A 16675-nucleotide genomic window follows, 5' to 3' on the forward strand; every position below is an offset into this window, starting at 1 on the left:
TAGTGAAATGGTTACCGGAAGTTAACTATGCATGACACAGCCACCGTCGACATTGATGGTTTGACCGGTGACTTCTTTGGCGCGGTCGGATGAAAGGAAGACGATCATCGACGCCACGTCTTCGCAAGTCTGCCAACGTCCCAACGGAACGATGTTCTTGATTTTTCGATCGGCCCAATCCTCATAGCTGAGTTGATGTTTGGGTTCGGTCCGATCGAACCAGGATTGCCAAACCGAACGATTTAGCGGCGTTTTTACCATTCCGGGGCTGACCGAGTTTACCCTTATGTTGTGCGGCGCAAGATCTTTAGCCATGCACTGCGCGAAGTTGATATTGGCCGCTTTGCTCGCGCTGTAAGGCGGATCGGTTTGAGAACCGATCTGCCCAGCGATCGAGGCTAGAAAGACGAAGGTACCTGAACGCCGTTGGACCATCGTCGGTGTCAAGGCTGCCGCGATATGGGCCATTCCAAGAATATTGACTTCCAAGGTTCGCGTCCAATCTTGGGGAGCGACATGCGTGAAGGGAAATCCATACTTCCCCGATCCGATTGCCGCACAGTGCACCACATGGTTAATGCGTCGGTGAACTGCCAAGCAGTCCGTGGTCGCCCGCATAACTTGATCTCCATCGATAACGTCGACCATCCGCGTGCTGACCGATACTCCTATTGCCCGCAGTTCGTCGGCAACCTCGTTCAAGCTCGGCGAGATGTCCCACAGTTCGAGCGAGCAACCTTCCTCGGCAAACAGCCGTGCGGTTGCCAAACCAATACCGCTCGCACCGCCGGTAATGACAGCCAAGTTGCCGGTTAGTTTTAAATCCATGTTTGTTCTCGTTGCTTGGTGGTAAAGACACCGACGGTTGATCGGCACGAGCGATTGGACGAGATTAATCTCATATAGTAACGCTCGGAATTGACGAGCTACTTGACAGGAAAGATACTCGTTTCGAAGTCAGTCCAACGCACGATCGTTCCAATCAAAGGAATTCAACATGATCCGATTCCTGACACAGTCGCTTCTTTCCCCGCGAGTTTTCAGCGGCAGCCTAGAATCCGCCGGACACCGACTACGCAAGATAGCGAATTTTGTCCTCACGGTTGGCATCGCGGTATTATCGGGCAGTTCTTTCGCGCCGCGAAGCAAAGCCGAGTCGCCCGATCGCCCGAACATTGTGTTCATCATGACTGACGATCAAGGTTATTGGGACACCGGTGCGACGGGGAATCCGCATATCGACACGCCGTTCATGGATCAGATCGCGCAACAGGGCGTGCAACTGGACCGATACTATGCCGCACCTGTGTGTGCTCCGACTCGGGCCGGATTGATGACCGGCCGGTACTATTTGCGGACCGAACTCTACAACACTCGCTTCGGCGGCGACTCATTAGGGCTCGATGAAATCACCGTCGCGGAGTTGCTTCGCGAATCAGGCTATCGGACTGGTATGTTTGGGAAGTGGCACTTGGGCAAGTACCCGGGTTATCAACCACATCAACGTGGTTTTGATGAATTCTTTGGGCACTATCACGGACACATCGAGCGTTATCAATTTCCTGACCAAATTTATCACAACGGCGTTCAGGTCGAAGCTCGCGGTTACGTTACCGATGTCTTCACCGACGCATCGATCGATTTCATCGAAGCTGCCACAAAACAAAAACAGACGCCGTTTTTCTGTGCGTTGACTTACAACGCACCGCATTCCCCGTTCTTGTTGGATACGTCTCACTTCGATCAGGCCAACGGCGACGAATTGATCGAAAAGTACCTCAAGCGGGGGCTGCCGATCCGGGAGGCACGCATCTACGGATTGATCGAACGCGTTGATGTGAACGTCGGTCGTTTGCTGGCGAAGCTAGAAGAGTTGGGAATCGCGGAAAACACGTTGGTCGTTTTCACCAGCGACAATGGCGGCGTGAGCAAGTTCTTCAAGGCCGGCATGAATGGGAACAAGTCCAGTGCCTACGAAGGAGGCGTCCGCGCACCGTGCTTTGTCCGTTGGCCCGGAACCATTCCGGCAGGAAAAGTGATCAACGCTCAAACCTCACACGTCGATTGGATGCCGACGTTTTGCGAATTGGCCGGCATTGCCGTTCCACAGGACCGCGCGATCGACGGAAAAAGCTTGGTCGGGTTGCTCAAATTGGGCCATGCTGATTCGCACCATCGTTATGTCTATCACACCTGGGACCGTTATTTCCCCAGCAAAGACCGGAGGTGGAGCATCAGTGACGACCGATGGAAGCTGCTGTGCCAGATCGGCGAGGACGTGAAGCCAGAGCGAAAGCATTGGCGACTGTTTGATCTTCAGGACGATCCGGGTGAGCAAAAAAACCTCGCCACGACGCATCCCGAGATCGTTGGTCGTTTAAGAGCGGAGTTCGTACGTTGGTTCGACGAGGTAACCGAAGGCATCCACTACGCCCCGATCCGAATCCCAGTGGCTGCAGAACCGGTGGAGATCTCCCCCAGTTGGGCGACATGGAAAGGTGAGCACATTGAGTATGTTTTTGATGGGTACGATTGGGACACGATTCAGGGTTGGAAAATGCCCGGTGAGAAGGCGGTTTGGCGTTTGGATGTCAAAACGCCCGGGATGTATCGGGTCGTCTTGACTTACGGTTGCCGACCGGTCGATCGAGGCGGGGTGATCGAGCTACGCAGCGGAGATCATGAGCCGGTCCGGCACACCGTTGATCCCACCGCCACGGCCGACCAATTCGAATCCGTCGAGGTCGGGGTGATCGAGCTGTCCGCTGGCGAACAAGAGCTCTCCGCAACCGTGGTGGATTGTCCGGGACAAGAGTTGATGCGGCTCAATCGGATCGAACTGATCCGTCGACTTCCGTGAGCTACCCCGCCCAGTTTGCCAGGCTGCTCATTTGCTGCCCTGCTTGTGCGACACAATGTCGCGTTCAGCCCGGTGGCCTTGTCGCCGTCGGCACTTACGCGTGATAATCCCTGGCCGCGATCGGTTCAACGTGACTTTTTTTGCGAGAAATGCTTTAGCATCGTCGTGGAAAAGACGCTTTGAACTGGACAGCGGACCAGCTTTGCACTCTCTTTCTCTTCTCGCTGGCGCGGTCCCTTGTTCCCGTTGGCTTCATGACGAAGTGACGGTTTCATTGTTTAGTCGCGAATCCAATTTGCTGATGAGTTATTTAGGTCGATCATGAAACGATTTTTGTTTCCCCGCTGGATCAATCCCTTCCTGGGCGTCCTCGGTTTGGCTGCCGTTGGCGGAGGCGTTTACGCTGCCGCGATGGGCGGTTTGGTAACCGATCCGAAGACCCTCAACGTCGGTTACATGCCGTCTCAGCCGGTCCCGTTCAGTCACGCGTTGCACGCGGGGCAATTGAAAATGGACTGCCGTTATTGCCACAACACGGTTTTCGAGGCGGCTCACGCGGCAATTCCGCCGACCGCCACTTGCATCAACTGTCACTCGCCCGCCGGCGAAGGCGGCCAGTCCGCACTCGGGGCCGTCCGCACCGATAGCCTCAAGCTGCAGCCGATCCATGAGAGCTGGAAGACCGGTCGCTCGATGGCTTGGAAGCGAATCCACAACCTCCCCGAGTTCGTGTACTTCAACCACGCCGCCCACGTGAATTCAGGCGTCAGTTGCAAGTCGTGTCACGGTCGGATCGATCAGATGGAAGTGGTTTACCAAGCCGAAGAACTATCCATGGCGTGGTGTATCACTTGTCACCGCAACCCCGACCCGCACCTGCGTCCTCAAGAGTTCGTTACGAAGCTGGATTGGAAGCCGAGCGAAGACGAATGGAACGACGCCAAAATTGCTGAGCATAAAGAAAAGTACAACATCAACCCGCAGGTTCACTGTGCCGTTTGCCACCGGTAGCGGATTGCCGCCGGTAAAGAAGTGCCCGACCGGACGGGCGAGTTTTTCGAATCCAATCCAAAAGCATCTCGCTAACTGTTCATAAAGATGACCCAGACTTCGCAAAAGAGTGAATCGACTTCGAAACAATCCGGGCCCCGAAAGGGCGCTGGGTTGGATCAATGCCCCAGCAGTGTGGGCCGGGTCGAAGACAACGCAAACGCAGTCAAGGCCAAGCCCGCTTATTGGCGAAGCTTGTCGGAGCTGAATCAAAGCGAAGATTTCGCAACGAACTACCTCAACCGCGAGTTCCCCAAAGCGGCTTCTGAATTTCCCGAGGGCGTTTCGCGCCGTCGTTGGATGCAGTTGATGAGTGCTTCGCTGGCGATGGCGGGCGCGGCGGGTTGTCGTTATCCCGAAGAGTTGATCGCCCCGTTCGTGATTCGTCCTGAGGGCCGAATCCCCGGCGAGTCGTACTTGCGTGCGACTAATTTCGAACTCGCCGGCGATGTCTACCATTTGCTCGTCAGTTGTGTCGACGGTCGTCCGATCAAGATCGAGCCCAACAACGAGCACCCAGCCGGTGGCGTCGCCGGGCATTACGCGCAGGCATGTGTGATCGGTCTGTACGATCCCGATCGGGCTCGCGGGGAAACCGGTGTTCCGATTCGTCGCGAAGACAAACGCCGTTTGGAATCGGATTGGGAGTCGTTTGCGAATTACGGCCAAGCCCTCCTTCGCTCGGTGGGCCAAGGTGACGGTGTGGCAGTCCTGATGCCCCCGACGACTTCGCCGACGACGTTGCGAATGATCGCCAAATTGCAAGAGAAATTGCCGGCCTCGCAGGTTTGTGTTTACAACGCGATCGACGGCGGGGTGATGGAAGCGGCGACCGCCAAAGCGTTCGGTAAATCGGCCCGCCAAACGTTCGACTTCTCGGACGCCGAAGTGATCGTTTCGCTGCAGTCGGATTTTCTCGGCAACGCGACCAGTTCACTCAACAACGCCAAGTCGTTCGCCCAAAACCGCGACCCTGTTCACGGCAAGATGAGCCGTTTGTACGTCGCCGAAGGTGGATACACGACGACCGGCGCAGCGGCCGATGCTCGGCTGGCGATTCGCCCGAGTCAAATGGCGGCAATGTTGGCCGAATTGGGCCGGCGGGTCGAGAAGGCCAAGTCAGGCAAGCTGGATGCCGCCGAGATGGCGTTGGAAACGGTGGCCGAACCGGACCAAGCCTACAGCGAAATCTCGCCCGAAGAACGGATGAACCGATTCCTTGATTCGGCCGCCGCCGACCTCGCCGCGGCGGGTGACAAGGGCGTTGTGATCGTCGGCGAACCGCTCGGTGCCGACTTGGTCGCCGCCGGTATCGACATGAACTCGAAGCTGGGTTCGCTCGGCAAAATTCAGAAGTTTGTTGCGACACAGGACGGCAAGCTGAAGAATCGAATCGATTTGAAAGAGCTGACCAAGAAAATGAGTGACGGCGTGGTTAACACGGTGTTGATTTTCGACGCCAACGCCGTACACACCGCTCCCGGCGATGTAGATTTTGCGACCGCGTTGGAACGGGTCGAGCATTCGATCTACTTGGGGATCTACGACGATGAGACCGCCGAGTTGTGCGATTGGTCGCTGCCGATGGTTCATCCGCTCGAAAGTTGGGGCGATTGCATCGGCAAAGACGGCCATTATGGGGTTTGCCAACCGCAGATCCTGCCGTTGCTCGGTGGTCAAACCTCCGCCGAAGTGTTGGCGTTGATGCTCGACGAGCCGACCACGGATATCCAACAAATTGTTCGTCGCACCGCCGACGAAGTGACCGGTGCCGCGATCAGCGATCGGCAATGGCGGAAGCTGCTTCACGACGGCTATTCGGAAGAACTTGTTGTCGAGTCCGAGCCGATGACCGCAGCGAGTGTCACGGTGGAGTTGCCTTCGGAAGGTCCCGAAGCGATCGTCGATATCGAAGATCCGACGTTCAAAGATCAGTTCGAAGTCATCTTCACGCCGAGCGAAGGTCTGTATGACGGTCGTTTCGCAAACATCGGTTGGCTGCAAGAAATGCCGCAATCGATTACCAAGTTGACCTGGGACAACGCGGCCATCATGAGCCCCAAGTCCGCGCGGGCGCTGGGGACCAAACATGGCCTGATGGTCACCATTCGAAGAGACGAAGACACGGTTAGTTTGCCCGTCTTTGAAATTCCCGGATGCGCTCCCGGCGTGATCACGGTTGCCATCGGTTACGGACGAAATCGAGTTGGCATGGTTGGCGGTTTGGCCGGCGAAGACATCCCGACCGTCGGCGTGGACGTTTCGCCGATCCGCACGACCGAATCGATGGCGTTGGCCTATCCCGTTGAGGCCCGTCCTCGCTTGAATGAATACGAGTTGTGCACGACCCAAGACCACTGGGCGATCGACGAACTCGGACGCGATGAAGCCGAGTTCCGCAGCTTCACACTCGTTCGCGAAGGCACGACGGCGCTGTTGAAAAAGCTGCCCGAGTTCACCGAAGCCAAAGGCCCGCACGTTCCCAAGGTCGGTGTCGCCGGCTCGTTATGGCTTGAACCGATCAATGAGATCGAACGCAGCGAAAGACGAGAAGATCAGATTCCCCAATGGGGCATGTCGATCGACTTGACCAAGTGCATCGGTTGCAACGGTTGCGTAATCGCCTGCCAAGCAGAAAACAACGTGCCGATCGTTGGCAAAGAACAAGTCGGTAAGAGCCGTGAGATGCACTGGTTGCGGATCGACCGGTACTTCCAAGGCGATGAAGACAACGCCGACATCGTTCAAGAACCGGTCGCTTGCATGCACTGCGAAACGGCTCCGTGTGAACAAGTTTGCCCGGTCGCGGCAACCGTTCACACCAACGACGGAATCAATGCGATGGCTTACAACCGATGTATCGGCACTCGCTATTGTGCGAACAACTGCCCATACAAAGTTCGTCGATTCAATTACTTCAATTACAACAAAGACGTCGGCGTCGGGTACGGCATCGACGCTTACCCCGGTTCGATCGAGTCGGCCAGTCGCAAATTGCAATCGTTGGTGCTGAACCCTGAGGTCACCGTTCGTGGCCGCGGAGTGATGGAAAAATGCACCTACTGCGTCCAACGCGTCGAAAAGGCCAAGATCGAAGCTCGCAAGGACGGTGGTCGTCCGATTGCTGACGGCGACGTGGTCACCGCTTGCCAAGCGGCCTGTGCCACCGGTGCGATCGAGTTCGGCAACATCGCTGACGAAACCTCACGTGTCAGCAAAGCGAAGTCGGATATTCGCAGCTACGGCATGTTGACGCAGCTCAACGTTAAGCCGCGAACGACTTATCTGTCACGGATTCGCAACACGCCGGTCGCCTTGATGACCCGTCCTCAAATCAACGACCTGCTGTTCCTCGAAGCCCCCCATCATGGCGAACATGGTGAAGGCGAGCATGGTGACCACGGTCACGATGCCCATGGACATGACGACAAAGGACATGACGACGACGCTCACGGCGACGAGAAAAAGCACTCACGTCGGATGGTCGGCAAGTTCCAGCTTCCGATCGTTTAGTACCGAATTGATTTCAAACTTCCAACTTCTCATTTCAAACTTCATCCATGTCTCTCGCAGTTCCCAACGGTCTGGATAATACGATCGAACGTCCCGGACAGCGTGCTCCGCTTGTTCTGGGCGATACGAATTATCATTCGATCACCGAAGCGGTTTGCAAGATCGCCGAAAACCCGCCGACCAAGGCTTGGATCATTGGTTTCCTGGTGGCCGTCCACTTGGCCACGATGCTGGGTTTGTGCATCGCCTACCTGATCTACACCGGTGTCGGCGTGTGGGGCAACCGGGCTCCGATCTTCTGGGGTTGGCCGATCGTCAACTTCGTGTTCTGGGTCGGTATCGGCCACGCGGGAACGTTGATTAGCGCGATTCTGTACTTGTTTCGCCAAGAGTGGCGGACGAGTATCAACCGCACCGCCGAGGCGATGACGATTTTCGCGGTGGTATGTGCGGGGACGTTCCCCGGTATCCACGTCGGTCGGGCTTGGCTGGCGTTTTGGTTGGCACCCTACCCGAGTTTGAACTTGTGGATGTGGCCGCAGTTCCGTTCGCCGCTGCTTTGGGACGTTTTCGCGGTTTCGACTTACGCAACCGTCTCGTTGCTATTTTGGTACATGGGCATGGTTCCCGACTTGGCGACGTTCCGTGACCGCAGCAAGAACCCATTCCGCCGCGCAATTTACGGTGTTTTGGCGCTCGGTTGGAGCGGTTCGTCGCGACACTGGATGCGTTATGAAAAGGCTTACGCGTTGCTGGCCGCTTTCGCCGCCCCGCTGGTTCTTTCGGTGCACACGATCGTTTCGTTCGACTTCGCGGTTTCGCAGGTGCCCGGTTGGCACACGACGATCTTCCCACCGTACTTCGTCGCCGGGGCGATTTTCTCAGGGTTCGCGATGGTGATCACGTTGATGGTGCCCGCCCGCTCGATCTTCAAAATTGAAAAGCTAATCACGATCCGGCACCTGGAGAACATGTGCAAGATCATCCTGACGACGGGCCTGATCGTGGGCCTGGCTTACGGAACGGAATTCTTCATCGCGTGGTACGGTCAAGTTCAAGAAGAAAAGTTCGCGTTCATCAACCGTGCGTTCGGCCCGTATTGGTGGGCATACTGGACGATGGTTACCTGCAACGTGATATCGCCAAATATCTTCTGGTTCAAGAAAGCCCGCACGACGCCTTGGATCATGTTCGTCGTTTCGATCTTTGTGAACATCGGAATGTGGTTCGAACGATTTGTGATCACGATCACCAGTTTGTCCCGCGACTACTTGCCGAGTGCCTGGGCCTACTTCCGTCCGACGTGGGTCGACTGGGCGATGTTGATCGGCTCGTTCGGGTTGTTCTTTACGCTGTTCTTGTTGTTCTGTCGCTTGATGCCGATCATCAACATGGCGGAGACCAAGGCCACGTTGGCGAAAGAACTGCACGCCGCCCACAAAGACCACACCGCGACGCATAGTTAGCATTACTTGATAGAGTTGTTCGAAGTCCTGTTTTCCAGACGATAGTCCGTCGGTCAGCAATCCCGACCGTTTGTTCAAACGCTTTTTGAAATCATCCTGATGGCTACCACCCTCACCCAACCGAAAACCACTCCCGCGTCGACATCGACGTCCGGCGAAGCAAAGAAAGTCCACGGCGTCGTTGCCGAGTTTTCGGATGTCGATTCGTTGTTGGCCGCCTGCCGTCGCGTGCGAGATGCGGGTTACACCAAGGCGGACGCATTCACACCGTTCCCCGTTCACGGGATCGACACGGCACTGGGGATCAAGCCAACGGTATTGCCTTGGATCGCTCTGGCCGCCGGTTTGACGGGGACCTGTATCGCGTTGACGATGCAAATCTGGATGAACGGGATCGATTACCCCTACATCATCTCAGGCAAACCCTATATCTCGTTGCCGGCGTTCATTCCGGTGACGTTCGAGCTGACCATTCTGTTGGCATCCTTCGGGACGTTTTTTGGCATGTGGGCGCTCAACGGGTTGCCCAAGTTCAGCAATCCGATGTTCACCAGTCCACGGTTCGATCGTGCGACCGACGACACATTTTTCCTTTTCCTCGATGCCAAAGACAGTCGATTTGACGAAGCCGGGGCCAAGAATCTGTTGTCCGATTTGGGCGGTGAGTTCATCGAGACGGTCGTCGAGGACGACACTCCCAAGACGATTCCCAAGGTGTTGCTGGTAGGTTTGGCGACGTTGATCGCGTTGTCGATGATCCCGGCTTTGGTGGTCGCGCGGATGCGAGTGACCAAGAGCGAATCGCCACGTTTCCATATCTTCCCAGACATGGACTTCTCGCCCGCCAAGGACGCTCAACAAACATCGACCTTGTTCGCCGACGGACGTGCCAACCGACCCGACGTACCCGGAACGGTCAGCCGCGGAGCTCTGGATTGGGACCTGGATTTCCAAACCGGGATCAACATGGAAGAACTCGCCCGCATCGATGCCCCTCGCGCTCAGCGTCTCGTTGCGATGATGCAATCGGACGAGCCGACCGGGGACGATGAAGTTGTGGAGGTAGTCGAGGAAACGACCAAGCCGGAGCCTGCCGAAGAAAAGAAGCCTGAACCGAAAAAGGAAGAGGCAGACAAGCCCGAGCCGAAGAAAGAAGAACCCAAGAAAGCTGACGCTGAGAAAGCTGGCGATGAGAAAGCAAAGGCTGACGAAGCGAAGGCCGAAGACGCTAAGTCCGAAGAAGTTAAATCTGAGGAACCGAAGTCGGATGAACCTGAGATGAAGTCGGAATCGAAGCCCGAGGCGGAAAAGTCCGAAGAGCCCAAGGCTGAAGAGAAGAAGCCTGAAGAGCCGAAGGCAGAAGAGAAGAAGGCTGAAGAGAAGAAATCCGAGGAAATGAAACCCGAGGACAAGAAGCCCGAGGACAAGAAGCCGGAAGAAGAAAAGCCAGAACCGAGCAAACCGGAACCGATGCCTGAGCCGAAGTCTGAATCGACACCGGATTCGAAACCGGCGGAGAAACCCGCGATGCCGGAGTCACTCCAGCCCGCGACCGGAGACACATCGGCAGCCGCCGCCCCCGCCGCTGTCGACAACACGCCTTGGCTGAAGCAAAACCCACTCGTATTGAGCGAAGCCGTTCTTCAACAGGGACAACAGCAATTCAATATTTATTGCTCGGTCTGCCACGGCATGAACGGGGCCGGAAATGGTTTGGTCAATCAGCGTGCCCAACAAATCCTGGCAACCACTTGGACGCCGCCATCGAACATGCACGACGTGACGCTGCACCAAGACGCCTATCCCGACGGCAAGCTATTCAGCACGATCACCAACGGCATCCGCAAGATGCCCGGTTATGCGTCGCAAATCAAAGCCCATGATCGTTGGGCGATCGTCGCTTACGTTCGCGCTCTGCAAGCGAGCCGATCGGCGTCGCTCGATGACGTGCCCGCGTCTCAGCGGGAGTCGGTGAAGCAACTTCAAGAGAAGATTCAAGCTGATTTGAAAAAGGCCGCCGAAGCCGAAGCCGCCAAGGCTGCTGCGACCTAAACCCTTATTAGAGACCCTGACGCTTCATCGGAAAGTTATCACGACTTTCGCCAACACGAACGAAACGCTCACCCCGTTTCACCACCAACACACCTCCCACGTCCTTCGATTTCAACGCTCCCATGTCACACCATGCCGTCCCTCTAAAACCCGCGGATGATCCGGCGTTTCAATTGCCGGCTAAGCTTTCGGGGTTGTCGTTTCCGTTGTGCATCGTCGGCCTGATTGCGTTGGTCGGCGGTTCGTTTCTCGGGACCGCCTCGCTCGGCGGACGCTTCGGAATGTCGTCTTACTTGACGGCATACATGTACGCGTTGACGCTTGCGTTGGGCTCGATGTTCTTTGTCCTGATCCAGCATCTCGCTCGGGCGGGATGGAGCGTTGTGGTCCGCCGGATCGCCGAGCTAATGATGATCATGATCATCCCCTTGGCGATTTTGTTTATCCCGATCGTTTGGTCCGCCTACGCCGGTTCGCTGTACTCGTGGAGTGACCCAGGCTATCAAGCCGAGCACGGTGTTCCCGCCTTGGTATGGGCCGAGAAACTGCGTTGGCTCAATCCCGGCTGGTTTGCGTTTCGGGCCGTGTTGTATTTGACGATTTGGTGCGGCATCGCGTGGTGGTATTTTTCCAAGAGCCAACTCCAAGACCAAACCGGTGAAATCACACTGACCGAACGGATGCAAGCTCGCAGCGGTCCGTGCGTGATCCTTTTCGCATTCTGCACCTCGTTCGCGGCGTTTGATTGGGTGATGAGTTTGGCCCCGATGTGGTTTTCGACCATGTTCGGCGTTTACATCTTCACCGGCAGCATCCTGTCGGCCCACTGCGCGATCGCATTGCTCAGTTTCATTCTCCAGAAACAAGGTGCGATGCGAGACGAAGTGACCGTGGAACACTACCACGATTTGGGCAAATTGATCTTCGGGTTCATTTGCTTTTGGGGCTACATCTCGTTCAGCCAATACATGCTGATATGGTACGGCAACATTCCTGAGGAAACGCACTGGTACGCCACCCGCTACCCGGGCTTCTCGGAAACCTGGGGGCCGATCTCGATCGCATTGATGGTGCTGCACTGGGGGCTTCCGTTTGCGGGCATCATGAGCCGTCACGTGCGTCGTCGACCCTGGGCGGTCGCGTTTTGGAGTGCTTACATCTTGGTTCTGCACTTCGTCGACCTGTACTGGGCGATCGTTCCCGAAGCCGGCATCGGAGCGGGCGGGGCGGTCGGTGTTGCCTCGACGTTGTTGTGTGTGGTGGGCATGATCGCACTGATGCTCGGACTCGTTCTGATCGTGGCCGGAAATTCCAAATTGTTGCCCGTGCGTGACCCCCGTTTGGGCGAGTCATTGGCGTTTGAAAACTTTTAATCTCCCTATTCTGTAGAAACAAAATGGCTGCCTACGACGACTTAAACGGCAAGCGAATTGCAACAATTAGCGTGATCTCCATCGTGGTGACTGCGGTTACCGTCTTAGCGGTTCAGGTGCTGTATTTCGCGATGGCCGGCTACGTGGACGATCAAAAAGTTCAGTCGTCCAGCTATCTCCGACAGAATCGGGTTTTGGCCGACCAAGCGGAGGAAATTTCGAAGTACGGTGTCGATCCCGAAACCGGAAAAATCACCGTGCCGATCGGCGAAGTGATGAAGAAAATGGCCGCCCAGGCATCCGACGAACCCACCAGCGACGAAGCTTAATAGCGATTCAATTCACCCACATGCTGTCTTTCACCAACTCTTACCGACTTGATTCGACCTCGGGCGTTCGCCTGGCGGTGGGGTTATGTCTGTTGGCTTGGTTCAGCCAAACCGCCGTCGCCCAGCCCAACACGGGGCCGATGCAGGAAGGTGCCGACGTCATTCTGAACGACCGCATCGATCGCGAAGTTCGCGACGTGACGGTGGAGCAGAAACTCGGTGCTCAAGTCTCGAAAGATTTGCCGCTGATCAATTCTCTCGGCCAAAAGAAGCGGCTCGGCGATTATCTCGACGGCAAGCGACCTTTGATCTTAACGCTCAATTACAGCAACTGCCCGATGCTGTGCAACGTGCAGCTGAACCAGCTCGCCCAATCACTCGAGAAAGCTGAGTTGCAAATTGGTGACGACTATCAATTACTCAGCGTGAGTATCGATCCCAAGGATACCGACCAACGACTCCGCGAGACGAAGGCCAAATACATCGAACAGGTCCCCTCGCACAAGAACGCGTCGAGCGGATGGGAATTCACCCGCACGACCGCAGCGGTGGTCAAGAAGTTGGCGGACGAAGTCGGGTTTTCCTACAAATACAATTCGACGACAAAGGAATACGCACACCCGGCGATGCTCGCGTTTCTCTCACCCGATGGCGTGATCACGCGTTACTCCCTGGGCGTGGCTTTTCCACCCGACCAGATGAAGCTCGCGTTGGTGGAAGCCGGACAAGGTGAAGTCGGCGGCATCGTCGATCAATTCGTATTGTGGTGCTACAGCTACGATCCGGCGGAAAACAGCTACGTGGCTCAGTCGTGGAAGATCATGCGACTCGGCGGCGCGGTCACAATCTTCATGATGTTCTTGGTCCTACTGCCCTACTGGGTCGGGGACAAAGGCAACCCGAACACACCAAAGAGTCGCCCCGAAGCAAACCCAACTCCCTAGCGGACCCAACGATCAACACGTCGAAGTTCTTGGCGAATTTCACGACCTATATCCCATACAACGATACGTTCCTTTGACAACCGATTTGGTTGAACGACCATGATTGCGGCAATTGAAAACCTGATGCAAGTTCCTTTCCATTCAGGAAGCCTTGGCTTCCTCGCCGACATCGAAGATAGCTTTTGGTTCCCCAAGCAAGCTTCTTCCTTCGCCGCTGAAGTGGATTGGGTCTATGACATGATCCTGTACGTTTGCCTGGTGTTCTTCATCCCGATGATGGCGTTCATGGTGTGGACGATGATCAAGTACACCAAGGCAAAGGGCACCAAGGCCGAGAGCCAACTGTCCCACCACACCGCCCTTGAACTCACCTGGTCGGTCGGGCCTTCGATCCTGTTGGTTTGGATGTTCGTTCAAGGTTCGATCTCGTACCTCGATATGCGAACGCCTCCCGAAGGTTCCTACGACGTCGGTGTCCAAGCCTTCAAGTGGGGTTGGACGATGGATTACGGTGCGGGCACGTTCCATCCGGAACTGCACATCGTCAAAGACGAACCGACCAAGCTATCGATGCGCAGCACCGACGTGATTCATAGTCTGTTCGTGCCGGCGTTCCGGGCGAAGAAGGACATCGTACCGGGCCGATACAACTACATGTGGTTCAAGCCGACCGTCGCCAGCGAGAAGGTTTCCGACGACGTCTTGGCCAAGGCAACCGAACAGAATAAGGGCGTACCATGGGACTACGACAAGCACCAGTTTACTCCCGAGGGATATACGTTCTTTGACCTGTACTGCACCGAATACTGTGGTACCAACCACTCTGAAATGCAAACCGCTGTCGTGGTCCACGAAACGCAAGAGGAACTCGATGCGTGGATCAAAGCAAACAGCGTCAAACCTCCGGATATGCCCCCGGCTACTTGGGGAAATCTAATGTACAATCGACGAGGATGTTCAGGCTGCCACTCGATCGACGGTACGAAGTTAGTTGGCCCGTCGTTCAAGGATTTGTACGGGTCGCGGCACGGGCTCACCTCCGGTGACGAAGTCGTCGTCGACGACAATTACATCCGCGAGTCGATCTTGATGCCCAAGGCCAAAGTGGTCGCTGGATACCAACCGGTCATGCCCAGCTACAAGGGGCAACTCAGCGACGATGACATTGCGTCGATCATCGAATACCTCAAAGAGCTCAGCTCGACCCAGCCCGCACCCGCCGAACCGGCGATGACGGCAAATTAGACTTTTTAAAAACTCCGAACGGCCGCCCCGTTCGATCAACCATCCAATCCAATCACAACGAACTTCGACGAAGAGGTGACTTCATGGCCACGACCACAGTGCCCTCGGGCAGCCGTGATCCCGGCTACCCAACCGACCGCGAGAACTATCTGACCAATTCATCAGGAATCTTGAGTTGGATGTTCACGCTCGATCACAAACGCATCGGACTGATGTATTTGATCGGGGTCATGACGGCGTTCGCCATCGGTGGTTTGCTCGCTCTCGGAATTCGTTTGCATTTGCTCGATCCGGAAGGCTGGATGTTCACCGGTGCCGAGGCGAACAACATCTACAACCAAGTATTCACCCTTCACGGGGCGATCATGGTTTTCTTGTTCATCATCCCCAGCATCCCGGCGGCACTGGGAAACTTCCTCGTGCCGGTGATGCTCGGAGCCAAGGACGTTGCGTTCCCTCGGTTGAACCTGAGCAGTTTTTACCTGTGGGTTTTTGGTGCGATCTTCTTCGTCTCCGCTCTGATGAGCAGCGGCCTTGATACCGGCTGGACGTTCTACACGCCTTACTCGACGACCACGGACACGTCTGTGATTTTGGCGACGTTGGGTGCGTTCATCCTCGGGTTCAGTTCGATTTTCACGGGACTGAACTTCATCGTCACGATCAACACGATGCGTCCACCGGGAATGACCTGGTTCAAGATGCCGTTGTTCCTGTGGGCGACCTACGCGACGAGCATCATTCAAGTTTTGGCAACCCCGGTTCTGGGTATCACGTTGTTGCTGTTGATCGCCGAGCGAACGATGCACATCGGGATCTTTGATCCGGAGTTCAATGGCGACCCGGTGACCTACCAACACTTCTTTTGGTTCTACAGCCACCCGGCCGTTTACATCATGATTTTGCCGGCGTTCGGCATCATCAGCGAATTGATCAGCGTTCACAGCCACAAGCACATCTTCGGATACCGCTTCATCGCTTACTCCTCGATCGCGATCGCGTTGCTCGGATTCTTGGTCTGGGGACACCACATGTTCACTTCGGGTATGAGCTCGCTGACCACGATCATTTTCTCGGCGTTGACGTTCACCGTTTCGGTGCCCTCGGCGATCAAGGTGTTCAACTGGCTCGCGACGATGTACAAGGGGTCGATCAGCCTGACGACGCCGATGTGTTATGCGATCTCGTTCATCTTCCTGTTCACGATCGGCGGTTTGACGGGCTTGTTCCTGGGAACGCTCGCGACGGACTTGCACCTGCACGACACGTACTTCGTGGTCGCTCACTTTCACTACGTGATGGTCGGCGGCACGTTGATCGCCTTCCTCGGTGGTGTGTTCCATTGGTGGCCCAAGATGGTCGGAAAGCTTTACAATGAAACGCACGGCCGGATTGCCTCGTTGCTCGTGTTCCTCGGTTTCAACCTGACGTTCCTGCCCCAATTCGTTTTGGGTAGCCGCGGAATGCCTCGTCGTTATGCGACATACGATCCCGAGTTCGCGTTCTTGCACCAAATGAGCACCTACGGTGCCTTGTTGCTCGGCGTCGGTTTGCTTTACGCCTTCGTCGTGTTGATGATGTCGCTGGCTAAAGGCAAGCGTGCTCCCGCCAACCCTTGGGGTGGTGCAACGTTGGAATGGCACTGCACGAGCCCGCCGCCGTTCTACAACTTCGAACGTCCACCGGTGGTAGGCGACCCGTACGACTTCCACAACATCGAGTGGGATGCGGCTGAAGAGAAGTACATCTCGACGGAACCGGAACGCAAACTGGTTCCCGAAGAGAAGCCCAATGAAGTGCCTGCCCACGCAGGCGGACAGAAATAGATAAGTAACTCGCCGTA

Annotated in this window: 11 protein-coding genes; 10 read left to right on the top strand and 1 reads right to left on the bottom strand. The window is 55.9% G+C overall.

All coding sequences use genetic code 11. From position 1 onward, the window contains the following. Positions 1-21: 21 nt before the first annotated feature. Entirely contained in the window at positions 22-828 is an 807-nt protein-coding gene (locus Pla100_RS17350) for an SDR family NAD(P)-dependent oxidoreductase (protein WP_146578960.1), read from the bottom strand. 169 nt (positions 829-997) lie between these two features. Between Pla100_RS17350 and Pla100_RS17355 the strand changes: the two genes are divergently transcribed. The 10 genes from Pla100_RS17355 (at position 998) to Pla100_RS17400 (ending at position 16658) form a co-directional block, all read left to right on the top strand. Continuing rightward, positions 998-2860, top strand: a complete 1863-nt coding sequence (locus Pla100_RS17355) for a sulfatase-like hydrolase/transferase (RefSeq protein ID WP_146578961.1) — start codon at positions 998-1000, stop codon at positions 2858-2860. A gap of 321 nt (positions 2861-3181) precedes the next feature. Continuing rightward, positions 3182-3871: a cytochrome c3 family protein gene (locus Pla100_RS17360; RefSeq protein ID WP_146578962.1), complete on the top strand. Its 690-nt coding sequence runs from the start codon at positions 3182-3184 to the stop codon at positions 3869-3871. An 87-nt stretch (positions 3872-3958) separates the two neighbouring features. Beyond that, on the top strand, positions 3959-7423 hold the full coding sequence (locus Pla100_RS17365; RefSeq protein WP_146578963.1) for a TAT-variant-translocated molybdopterin oxidoreductase: 3465 nt from the start codon (positions 3959-3961) through the stop codon (positions 7421-7423). A gap of 47 nt (positions 7424-7470) precedes the next feature. Next, positions 7471-8889, top strand: a complete 1419-nt coding sequence (nrfD, locus tag Pla100_RS17370; protein WP_146578964.1) for an NrfD/PsrC family molybdoenzyme membrane anchor subunit — start codon at positions 7471-7473, stop codon at positions 8887-8889. A gap of 99 nt (positions 8890-8988) precedes the next feature. Continuing rightward, positions 8989-10941 carry a quinol:electron acceptor oxidoreductase subunit ActD gene (locus tag Pla100_RS17375; RefSeq protein ID WP_146578965.1) on the top strand — a complete coding sequence of 651 codons (1953 nt, stop codon included), beginning with the start codon at positions 8989-8991 and terminating at the stop codon, positions 10939-10941. A gap of 122 nt (positions 10942-11063) precedes the next feature. Beyond that, positions 11064-12314 (top strand): hypothetical protein, encoded by a 1251-nt coding sequence (locus Pla100_RS17380; RefSeq protein WP_146578966.1) that lies wholly within the window; start codon positions 11064-11066, stop codon positions 12312-12314. Between the two features lie 23 nt (positions 12315-12337). Further along, positions 12338-12643: a hypothetical protein gene (locus Pla100_RS17385; RefSeq protein ID WP_146578967.1), complete on the top strand. Its 306-nt coding sequence runs from the start codon at positions 12338-12340 to the stop codon at positions 12641-12643. 20 nt (positions 12644-12663) lie between these two features. Continuing rightward, positions 12664-13587, top strand: a complete 924-nt coding sequence (locus Pla100_RS17390; protein WP_146578968.1) for an SCO family protein — start codon at positions 12664-12666, stop codon at positions 13585-13587. Between the two features lie 123 nt (positions 13588-13710). Next, the gene (locus Pla100_RS17395; RefSeq protein WP_146578969.1) at positions 13711-14832 is read left to right on the top strand and encodes a cytochrome c oxidase subunit II; all 1122 of its coding nucleotides are present in this window, start codon (positions 13711-13713) and stop codon (positions 14830-14832) included. Positions 14833-14915: 83 nt separating this feature from the next. After that, entirely contained in the window at positions 14916-16658 is a 1743-nt protein-coding gene (locus Pla100_RS17400; RefSeq protein ID WP_146578970.1) for a cytochrome c oxidase subunit I, read from the top strand. Positions 16659-16675 lie beyond the last annotated feature (17 nt).

Source organism: Neorhodopirellula pilleata, assembly GCF_007859915.1.
Classification (GTDB): Bacteria; Planctomycetota; Planctomycetia; order Pirellulales; family Pirellulaceae; genus Rhodopirellula; species Rhodopirellula pilleata.

Excerpts from the sequence above, each read along its gene's own strand:
- Pla100_RS17350 (WP_146578960.1), bottom strand. The coding sequence starts at position 828 with ATGGATTTAAAACTAACCGGCAACTTGGCTGTCATTACCGGCGGTGCG.
- Pla100_RS17355 (WP_146578961.1), top strand. The coding sequence starts at position 998 with ATGATCCGATTCCTGACACAGTCGCTTCTTTCCCCGCGAGTTTTCAGC.
- Pla100_RS17360 (WP_146578962.1), top strand. The coding sequence starts at position 3,182 with ATGAAACGATTTTTGTTTCCCCGCTGGATCAATCCCTTCCTGGGCGTC.
- Pla100_RS17365 (WP_146578963.1), top strand. The coding sequence starts at position 3,959 with ATGACCCAGACTTCGCAAAAGAGTGAATCGACTTCGAAACAATCCGGG.
- nrfD (WP_146578964.1), top strand. The coding sequence starts at position 7,471 with ATGTCTCTCGCAGTTCCCAACGGTCTGGATAATACGATCGAACGTCCC.
- Pla100_RS17375 (WP_146578965.1), top strand. The coding sequence starts at position 8,989 with ATGGCTACCACCCTCACCCAACCGAAAACCACTCCCGCGTCGACATCG.
- Pla100_RS17380 (WP_146578966.1), top strand. The coding sequence starts at position 11,064 with ATGTCACACCATGCCGTCCCTCTAAAACCCGCGGATGATCCGGCGTTT.
- Pla100_RS17385 (WP_146578967.1), top strand. The coding sequence starts at position 12,338 with ATGGCTGCCTACGACGACTTAAACGGCAAGCGAATTGCAACAATTAGC.
- Pla100_RS17390 (WP_146578968.1), top strand. The coding sequence starts at position 12,664 with ATGCTGTCTTTCACCAACTCTTACCGACTTGATTCGACCTCGGGCGTT.
- Pla100_RS17395 (WP_146578969.1), top strand. The coding sequence starts at position 13,711 with ATGCAAGTTCCTTTCCATTCAGGAAGCCTTGGCTTCCTCGCCGACATC.
- Pla100_RS17400 (WP_146578970.1), top strand. The coding sequence starts at position 14,916 with ATGGCCACGACCACAGTGCCCTCGGGCAGCCGTGATCCCGGCTACCCA.